7 protein-coding genes are annotated in these 10062 nt (G+C 29.5%); 3 read left to right on the top strand and 4 right to left on the bottom strand.

Features of this window, described 5'->3' with window-relative positions; translation table 11 throughout:
- The 3 genes from dnaG to clpP form a co-directional block, all read right to left on the bottom strand.
- Window positions 1-1697: DNA primase (dnaG, locus tag ABY863_RS10670; protein ID WP_372794640.1), on the bottom strand; the 1697-nt coding region annotated here is incomplete at its 3' end.
- A gap of 100 nt (window positions 1698-1797) precedes the next feature.
- Window positions 1798-3039: an ATP-dependent Clp protease ATP-binding subunit ClpX gene (clpX, locus tag ABY863_RS10675; RefSeq protein ID WP_372794642.1), complete on the bottom strand. Its 1242-nt coding sequence runs from the start codon at window positions 3037-3039 to the stop codon at window positions 1798-1800.
- A 59-nt stretch (window positions 3040-3098) separates the two neighbouring features.
- The gene (gene clpP / locus ABY863_RS10680; RefSeq protein ID WP_372794644.1) at window positions 3099-3758 is read right to left on the bottom strand and encodes an ATP-dependent Clp endopeptidase proteolytic subunit ClpP; all 660 of its coding nucleotides are present in this window, start codon (window positions 3756-3758) and stop codon (window positions 3099-3101) included.
- A gap of 152 nt (window positions 3759-3910) precedes the next feature.
- Here clpP and ABY863_RS10685 point away from each other — a divergent pair, with 152 nt between their 5' ends.
- Together ABY863_RS10685 and ABY863_RS10690 are read left to right on the top strand one after the other, a co-directional pair.
- Entirely contained in the window at window positions 3911-5506 is a 1596-nt protein-coding gene (locus ABY863_RS10685) for a M1 family metallopeptidase (RefSeq protein WP_372794646.1), read from the top strand.
- 148 nt (window positions 5507-5654) lie between these two features.
- Window positions 5655-6986: a DEAD/DEAH box helicase gene (locus tag ABY863_RS10690; protein ID WP_372794648.1), complete on the top strand. Its 1332-nt coding sequence runs from the start codon at window positions 5655-5657 to the stop codon at window positions 6984-6986.
- A gap of 47 nt (window positions 6987-7033) precedes the next feature.
- On the opposite strand, the gene ABY863_RS10695 is transcribed toward ABY863_RS10690, so the two are convergent.
- On the bottom strand, window positions 7034-8578 hold the full coding sequence (locus ABY863_RS10695; RefSeq protein WP_372794650.1) for a hypothetical protein: 1545 nt from the start codon (window positions 8576-8578) through the stop codon (window positions 7034-7036).
- 148 nt (window positions 8579-8726) lie between these two features.
- Between ABY863_RS10695 and ABY863_RS10700 the strand changes: the two genes are divergently transcribed.
- Entirely contained in the window at window positions 8727-9902 is a 1176-nt protein-coding gene (locus ABY863_RS10700) for a 2-isopropylmalate synthase (RefSeq protein WP_372794652.1), read from the top strand.
- Window positions 9903-10062: the final 160 nt, after the last annotated feature.

A 10062-nucleotide genomic window follows, 5' to 3' on the forward strand; every position in this document is an offset into this window, starting at 1 on the left:
AATGAATCAACCTTTACTATCTCATTTTGATTTAATTGATGAATTATTTCATAATAAATTTGTCTAAAATTTTCATCGGTAAATTCAATTTCATCTTCTTGCAAATTCAAATATATTTCATTGGAAACTGCATTTAAAAAATACTCTTTTCTAAGTGGTTTTTCTTCATTAGTACCTGCTTCTTCACCAGCAACAAAGTTTTCAAATTGAACTTCATTATTACCATATAATAATAAAATTTTTATAATTTCTCTTTCGTACTTATTAAGCTCATTTACCTTTTCAAACTGTGGTGTTTTTTGCAAAGCCATTTCTGGATACAAAACATGCATTGGCGGCTCATTAGGATCTGGTCTTTTTGAAACATCTCTTTTTGCTTTGTTAAAAAGCTGTGCCAATTCACTAAACAACACACTTTCAGAAATATCCATAATTCTTGAACATTCTTGAATGTATACTTCACGCTGAATACTGTCTGGTATTTTAGAAATACTCACCACAATATCACGTATTAATCCCGCTTTTTTAACAGGATCATTCTTTGCTTCTTCCATCAATAATGACACTTTAAAATTGATGAAATCTTGCGAATTATTTTGTAAATATTCTTTTAATTCCTCTTCTGAAACTTTTTTAGCAAAACTATCTGGATCATCACCATCAGGAAACATTAGAACTCTTACATTCATTCCTTGCTCTAAAATTAAATCGATTCCTCTAATTGAAGCTCTTATACCAGCTGCATCACCATCAAAAAGAATGGTAATATTTTTAGTAAGTCTGTTTATTAACCTAATTTGATTTTCAGTAAGTGCAGTTCCTGATGAAGAAACTACATTGTTAATACCTGATTGATGCATTGAAATAACATCCGTATATCCTTCAACTAAATAACAATTATCTTCTTTTGCGATACTTTGTTTTGCATAATGAATTCCATATAAAACATTGCTTTTATGGTAAATATCGCTATCGGGAGAATTTAAATATTTAGCTGCTTTTTTATCGTTTGTTAAAATACGACCTCCAAAACCTAAAACTCGCCCACTCATACTATGAATAGGAAACATGACACGTCCTTTAAAACGGTCAAATTGTTTTGTCCCTGTTGAAGTTAGCAAATCTTGCTTAACAATACTAAGGCCAGTAGATTCTAAATATTTTAAATTGTACCCTTTATTTAACGCTTCCGAAGTAAAAGCTTCCCATTCGTCTAAAGAATATCCTAATTGAAATTTTTTAATAGTTTCATCTGTAAAACCACGTTCTTTAAAATAACTTAATCCAATTGCTTTTCCTTGTAAGTCTTCTAATAAAATTTTATGAAAGTAATCTCTTGCAAATTCTGAAACCAAAAACATACTTTCACGTTCATCTGCTTGTTCTTTTTGCTCATCAGTTTGCTCGGTTTCGTCTATTTCTATATTGTATTTTTTTGCTAAATATCGAATCGCCTCAGGATAGGAATAATGTTCGTGTTCCATAATAAATGAAACGGCATTGCCTCCTTTTCCGGTACTAAAATCTTTCCAAATTTGTTTTACTGGCGAAACCATAAATGAAGGAGAACGCTCATCAGAAAATGGACTTAATCCTTTCCAATTACTTCCTGCCTTTTTTAATTGCACAAACTCGCCAATAACCTCCTCTACTCGAGCAGTTTCAAAAACTTTATCTATGGTATCTCTTGAAATCAATATTGTTTTTTTAAGATTTCTAAATTACAAAATTTAGATAAAAAAATCACGCTTTAAAAAGTAAAGCGTGATTAAATTTTATTTTGCTATTTATTTTAAACTATGAAACCGCTTTTAATCTTTTTAAAGTAGACTGATTGATTCTGTCTTCAGCGTATTTCTTGGTAATTTTTAATTCAATTTCCTCAGTTCCAGGTAACTCAAACATGGCATCGGTTAAAATTGCTTCACAAAGTGAACGTAAACCACGAGCTCCTAGCTTGTATTCTACAGCTTTATCAACTATGTATCCTAATGCTGTTTCATTGATAGTAAAATCAATACCATCCATTTCAAACAATTTTTGATATTGTTTTATGATGGAGTTTTTAGGTTCGGTTAAAATGGCTCTTAATGTTTCAGCATCTAATGGATTCATATGTGTTAATACTGGCAAACGACCAATAATTTCAGGTATTAAACCAAATGCTTTTAAATCACTTGGAATAATATATTGTAACAAATTACCTTCATCAACTTTATCAACTTTAATAGATGCGCTATAACCAACAGCTTGTCTATTTAAACGTTTTCCAATAATTTTATCAATACCAGAAAAAGCGCCACCAGCCATAAACAAAATATCTTTGGTATTTACTTCAATAAATTTTTGATCTGGATGTTTTCTTCCTCCTTTTGGTGGAACATTTACCACTGAACCTTCCAATAATTTTAACAATGCTTGTTGAACTCCTTCACCTGAAACATCGCGTGTAATAGAAGGGTTATCACCTTTACGAGCTATTTTATCTATTTCATCAATAAAAACAATACCTCGCTCCGCTTTTTTTACATCATAATCTGCAGCTTGTAATAATCGTGTTAAAATAGTTTCAACATCTTCACCTACATAACCTGCTTCTGTTAAAACAGTAGCATCTACAATGCAAAACGGAACATTCAACATTTTTGCAATGGTACGTGCAATTAATGTTTTACCAGTACCTGTTTCTCCAACAATAACAATATTACTTTTTTCAATTTCTATTTCATCTTCATCTTTTGATTCAGGTTGTAATAAACGCTTGTAATGATTGTATACTGCAACAGACATCACACGTTTCGCTTTATCTTGCCCAATCATATATTGATCAATAAACGCTTTTATTTCTTTGGGTTTTTTTACAATTAATTCAGAAGTAAGGCTAGATGAGCTTTTTTGAGCTGTTTCTTCCATTACAATTCCATGCGCCTGTTCTATACATTTATCACAAATATGTGCATCTAATCCTGCAATTAGCAAATCCGTTTCTGGCTTTTTTCTACCACAAAACGAACATTCTAAAACTTCATCTTTTGCCATTCTAATAGTTATTGGTTTAAGTTATTAGGGTTCAATAGTTACTTTTAACTAACACCTATTTATTTTCTTATTAAAATCTCATCAATCATTCCGTATGCTTTAGCTTCATCAGCTTTCATCCAATAATCACGATCTGAATCTGAATGAACTTTATCCATAGTTTGTCCAGAGTGTTTTGAAATTATTTGGTACAATTCATCTTTTAATTTCAAAATCTCACGAGTTGTAATTTCAATATCACTTGCTTGCCCTTGAGCACCACCTAAAGGTTGGTGAATCATGATACGTGAATGTGGCAACGCTGAGCGTTTTCCTTTTGTGCCTGCACACATTAACACTGCTCCCATAGAAGCTGCCATACCTGTACAGATAGTTGCAACATCTGGTTTTATAAACTGCATAGTATCGTAAATTCCTAATCCTGCATACACGCCTCCACCTGGAGAATTAATGTAAATTGAAATATCTTTTGAGCTGTCTACACTTTCTAAAAATAACAATTGTGCTTGTATAATATTAGCAACATAATCATCAATTCCTGTTCCTAAAAAAATAATTCTATCCATCATTAAACGAGAAAACACATCCATTTGCGCTACATTTAATTGACGTTCTTCAATAATATATGGTGTAACGCTACTTACCAATTTATCATAGTGCATACTACTGATTCCTTGATCTTTTGTAGCAAATTTTTTAAATTCTTTTCCGTAATTCATTTTACAGGGTTTTAAAGTGTTATGATTGCAAAGATAGGAAGTATTTATTAATAGTTGCTTTGTTAATTCATAAGGAATTCCTAATTCTTAAATTGTAATTAAAAATTGTCAATGGTTTCTATGTATATTTGAAATATAAAATATTTATTAAGATGAAAATCTCCTTTTATATAGTTGCTTTATTACTTCTAATTGAAGCTACATCAGCTCAAAATTACAAACAACAATATAATACTATTGACATACAACACTATAAATTAGCCATTATTGTAAATGACACTACAAATAGTATTGATGCAACTATGGATGTTTCTTTAAAATTTAAAAAATTGGTAAATGAATTTCAGCTTGATTTAGTTAAAAAAGATAATATTAGTGGTTTAGGAATGGTTATAGATTCTATTTACCAAAACAATGTAAAAGTTTTGTTTACACATGAAAATAACAAAATTTTAATTCAGCAAAAACATACTGTTCCCGGTATAGAATATACATATAATATTAAATACCATGGTATTCCAAAAGACGGTTTAATTATAAGCGAAAATTTATATGGAGATCGTACATTTTTTGGTGATAATTGGCCAAATAGGGCACACCATTGGTTTCCTTGTGTAGAACATCCTTCTGATAAAGCAACAGTTGAATATATTATTGAAGCCCCTAATTATTACCAAACTATTGCCAATGGTTTTCAGATTGAAGAAACGAACATAAATAATAAAACAAAACAATATCATTGGAAAACTGAAGTACCACTACCAACAAAAGTAATGGTTATTGGAATTGCTAAATTTGCAGTTCAAAATATTGGCGAAACTCATAATATTCCTGTTTCTACTTGGGTATATCCACAAACAAAAGAACAAGGCTTTTATGATTTTTCTACAACCAAAAGTATACTTAACTTTTTCATTGAAAACATTGGCGAATATCCATATCAAAAATTAGCAAACGTACAATCTAAAACACGATTTGGAGGAATGGAAAATGCTGGAAATATTTTTTACTTTGAAGAATCTGTTACAGGAAAACTTGAGTATGAAGACTTAATTGCACACGAAATTGCGCATCAATGGTTTGGAAATTCAGCTTCAGAAATTGACTGGCCTCATATTTGGTTAAGCGAAGGATTTGCAACCTATTTAACCGATTTATACGTTTTAAATGAAAAAGGAGAAGCTGCTTTTTTAAAAAGAATAAAGGAAGAACGTGAAAAAGTTTTAAACTTTTACAAAAGAAAACAAACACCTGTAATTGACACTGAAAATACCAATTTAATAAGTTTGTTAAATGCAAATTCCTATGAAAAAGGCGCTTGGGTTTTACATATGCTTCGAAAAAAAATTGGTACTGAAACATTTTGGAAAGGTATTAAAACTTACTATGAAAAATTTAAATTTAGCAATGCCTCTACAACTGATTTTAAAAATGTAATGGCCAAAGTTTCTGGTGAAAATTTAGCTATTTTCTTTACACAATGGCTTGAAAAAGTTGGTCACCCTATATTAAAAACCAATTGGATTTATGATACTAATAAACTTCGAATTGATATTGAACAAACACAAGAAACCATTTTTCAATTTCCGCTCGATGTTGAAATCTTTTACAATAATGGCTCTTCAGAGATAAAAACCATTCAAATTACAGATAAAACAGCTTCTCATATTATTTCTACAATGGCAGATGTGAAGGAAATTAAATTTGACCCAAATACTTGGTTACTGTTTGAATTGGCTGAATACTAAAAAAATAATTTTTGTCACTGATCAACTTTCAACTAAAAAACCATGAGATTTCTACGAAATCAGGAATGACCTAAAATTTGCTTTTTGCAATTTTTAAACGGTGTAACTTATTAATTATTTAAGTATTACATTTGCAAAAAATACAACAATGACTTTTTCCGATTTAAACTTAAACCGATTTTTATTAGATGCTTTAAACGAAATGGGGTTCACAACACCTACTCCAATTCAAGAAAAAGCTTTTCCAGAAATTATGAGTGGTAATGATATGGTAGGTATTGCCCAAACTGGAACAGGTAAAACATTTGCGTATTTGCTACCAATTTTAAAACAACTTACGTTTTCTACACAAAAATACCCACGTGTTTTAATTATTGTACCAACTAGAGAATTGGTTGTTCAAGTAATTGGAGAAATTGAAAGTTTAACACCTTATGTTAATGTACGATTTGCTGGAGTTTATGGTGGTACAAACCTAAATAAGCAAAAACAATTAATATATGAAGGTCAAGATATTTTAGTAGCAACTCCAGGACGTTTATTAGATTTAGCGTTAGATGGTATTTTAAAACTAAAACATATCCAAAAGTTAGTAATTGATGAAGTTGATGAAATGATGAATCTTGGTTTTAGACCGCAATTAATTACACTACTCGATTTATTACCAAAAAAACGTCAAAGTATTTTATTTTCGGCAACATTAACAAAAGAAGTAGCTGGTTTATTAGATCAGTTTTTTAAATCTCCCGTTAAAATTGAAATTGCAACCAGTGGAAGTCCATTAGACACTATTGAACAACTAGCATATCCTGTTCCAAATTTTTATACGAAAGTTAACTTTTTAGTGCAATTACTAAAAGATAAAGAAACTTTTAAAAAAGTATTGATTTTTGTAAAAAACAAAAAGCAAGCAAATATTTTATTTGAAGAGTTAGAAGTTTTAATTCCGGGTAATACAAATGTAATTCACTCTAATAAAACACAAAATTATCGTTTACGTTCAGTAAAAAACTTTGAAAAAGGTTTTTTTAATGTTTTAATTGCTACTGATATTATTGCACGTGGTTTAGATTTTACAGATGTGAGTCATGTTATTAATTTTAATATTCCTGAAGAGCCAGAGAACTACATCCATAGAATTGGAAGAACTGGTAGAGCAGAACAAAAAGGAACTACCATCGCATTTTTTACAGAAGAAGAAGCTGACTATTTAGGAGAAATTGAACTTTTGATGAATACAGAAATTAATGTTTTAGATTTACCTGAAAACATCATAATTTCTAAACAGAAGATTGATGAGGAAATGCCAAAAGTAGAACCTGAAAAAACAAGTCAGAAAAAAACACTTACAGAACCAAGCGGAGCAGCTTTTCATGAGAAAAAAGAAAAAAATACACGCGTTAATTTAGGTGGCTCTTACAGACGTGAAATTGCAAAAAAATACAAAAAACCTAAAACCAGAGGGCAAAAACGCAAGTAGTATAAATTCTAAAACTTATTTGAAACTTTAAGAATTTTACACCCTTTCTACTTTATCAATTTTTGAGCTTTTTGTTTAATAATTGTTTCAACTGGCACATTTTGAATTTTACTTTCTAACCACGAAATAACATCTAAATATAAGAAAGCGCGCTTTTCATAAGGATGATTTTCAAACTCACTTAATTCTTTATGTAATTTTACAAATGCCTTGTGAATATCTTGTGGATAAATAGTACTTAAATTTTTAAGAAATGATATCATTTTACGCTGTACTTCGTGCAAATCATTCATTTTTATTAAAAATTTATACGTTGATATTATAAGCTTATCAATATCATAATCTAAGCCGGCATCATAATGTGCAACTAAATTTAAAACACGTGTAAAACACAATAAGTCTTCACGCATCTTTAAATCTTTATTACTAATAATTTTCTCTAAATAAAAAATACATTCCTCATTTTTACCTGCTCCAAAATACATACACGCAATTTTATAATAAAATACCATGATATGATGCGCATCTATTTTTGTCTCAAACTGCTTAATTTGTTCTAATAATTTGGTAGTATAAACAATGCCTTTATTAAATCTACCTTCTAAAAAATAAAGGTTTAATTTATTTTGAGAATAATATAAAAAAGTTAATGTAGTTGTATTTTCATTCAAAGCAATATTCTCATTTTCAATATCAAAATTCAACTTTTCAAGCACTTTATTAAACTTCGTTTTGCGTTTAATTAAATACAGTGATTCTAATAAATAATTTACTCCTTTTAAATAAAAAACCGGATTCTGGATTTTCATTTCAGGATTTTCTTCAAACAAATCCACCCATTTTTGTGAATATTTATAGCCCAAAACAAAATCTTGCATGATTAAACTATGCCATAAATGTGCTTTGTAAAGAAATAACTTTTCTCTAAATCCTAGTTCAGATAATTTATAACTTGGTAATCTTTTTTCAAAATATAATGTTACTTTTTTCGAATCAACATCATCTTTTACATAGCCTTCTTTCAACATTAAACTATACAATTGAAGGGATAAATTTGATAATTTACTGGCTCTTACGTTTCTTAAACTTAACTCTTTTGCTTGCTTTGCCAATTCATCAGCTCTATTACTCAAACTTCTAGTAATATACTGAGATTCAATAACTTTTTCAAATTCAACTATTTCATATGCTGAATTATTTTCTCCTGAACTTAATGCTAATTCTTTTGCTTTATCTAATATTTTTAGACTTTGTTTATACAAGCCTTTGTTATATAATATTGAAGCGAAATCAAATTGTTCTCTAATTTGAGATCGTACATTTTGATGAACAGGATTCAATCGTAAACTCACCAAAATTTGTTTGTATAAATGTGCTTTGGTATTTGATATTTGTTGCTTTTTAATGTTGGTTTTTTTTAAAATTAAATCGTCATTAAAAGAACTCACTTTATCTAATAAATTAAATAAAGAAATGAAATTAGCGTCTGCATTTCCACCTAATCTTCCAACATACAACTTAAATTGTCTTTTTTCAGATTTAGAAAGCGACTTTACTAACGTAAAAAGAACATCTTTTTGCTCAATAGCCATTGTAACAAATTTATTTTATAATACTGAATATTAATGATTTACGAGATAAATAATCGTTTGAATATAGTAAACAATTCAATTGTTGAAATATACAAAAAACCTTTAGTACTATTTTTGATACTTCAAATGTGATAAAAAAAAATCAAAAATGAGTAATAATAAAGTCCAAATTTTTGACACAACCTTAAGAGATGGCGAGCAAGTCCCTGGTTGTAAACTTAATACCGAACAAAAATTAATCATAGCAGAACGACTAGATATTTTAGGCGTTGACGTAATTGAAGCTGGATTTCCAGTTTCAAGTCCTGGTGATTTTACTTCTGTAGAAAAAATATCAAAATTAGTAAAAAACGCTATAATTTGTGGACTTACAAGAGCAAATAAAAAAGATATTGAAGTTGCAGCAGCTTCATTAAAATATGCTAAACGACCTAGAATACATACTGGAATTGGGACTTCTGATTCTCACATAATTTATAAATTTAATTCAACCCAAGAAAAAATAATTGAAAGAGCCTTTGATGCAGTTGCTTACGCTAAATCTTTTGTTGAAGATGTAGAATTTTATGCTGAAGATGCTGGTAGAACAGATAATGAGTATTTAGCGCGAGTTTTAGAGCAAGTTATTAAAGCCGGAGCAACTGTTTTAAATATTCCTGACACTACAGGTTATTGTTTACCTGATGAATATGGAGCTAAAATTAAATATTTAAAAGAAAACGTAAAAGGAATCCATAATGTCATTATTTCTTGTCATTGCCATAACGATTTAGGTTTAGCAACTGCCAATGCAATTGCTGGTGTTCAAAATGGCGCACGTCAAATTGAATGTACCATTAATGGAATTGGAGAACGTGCAGGGAATACTTCGTTAGAAGAAGTGGTTATGATTTTAAAACAACATCCTTACTTAAATTTAGAAACAGGGATAAACAGTAAATTATTGTACAGTACCAGTCAATTGGTACAAGAAAGTATGGGTATGAAAGTTCAGCCTAACAAAGCAATTGTAGGTGAAAATGCGTTTGCGCATAGTTCTGGAATTCACCAAGATGGTGTTATAAAAAATAGAGAAACCTACGAAATAATGAATCCTGCTGATGTTGGCGTAAATGAATCTTCAATTATTTTAACAGCGAGAAGCGGTAGAGCAGCTTTAGCTTATAGAGCTAAAAATGTTGGTTACGATTTAACTAAAATTGAATTGGATGATTTATATCCTCAATTTTTAAAATTTGCCGATTTTCATAAACAAGTGAATGATGAAGATATTCATCATTTAATGGAATTAAACCATGTGCACAAAACCGCTGCTAATTTCTAAATTCAGGCAAATAAAATAATAATTCACAAAATAATTATTATTTTTATCGTTGATACTGTTATTGTTAACTCCATTTGATCTTAAAAATAGAATCATTACAGATGAAATTAAAAATCGCTTTACTTCCTGGTGATGGAATTGGTCCTGAAGTAACCCAACA

Origin of the sequence: Lutibacter sp. (assembly GCF_041562875.1) — a bacterium.
Taxonomy (GTDB): Bacteria; Bacteroidota; Bacteroidia; order Flavobacteriales; family Flavobacteriaceae; genus Lutibacter.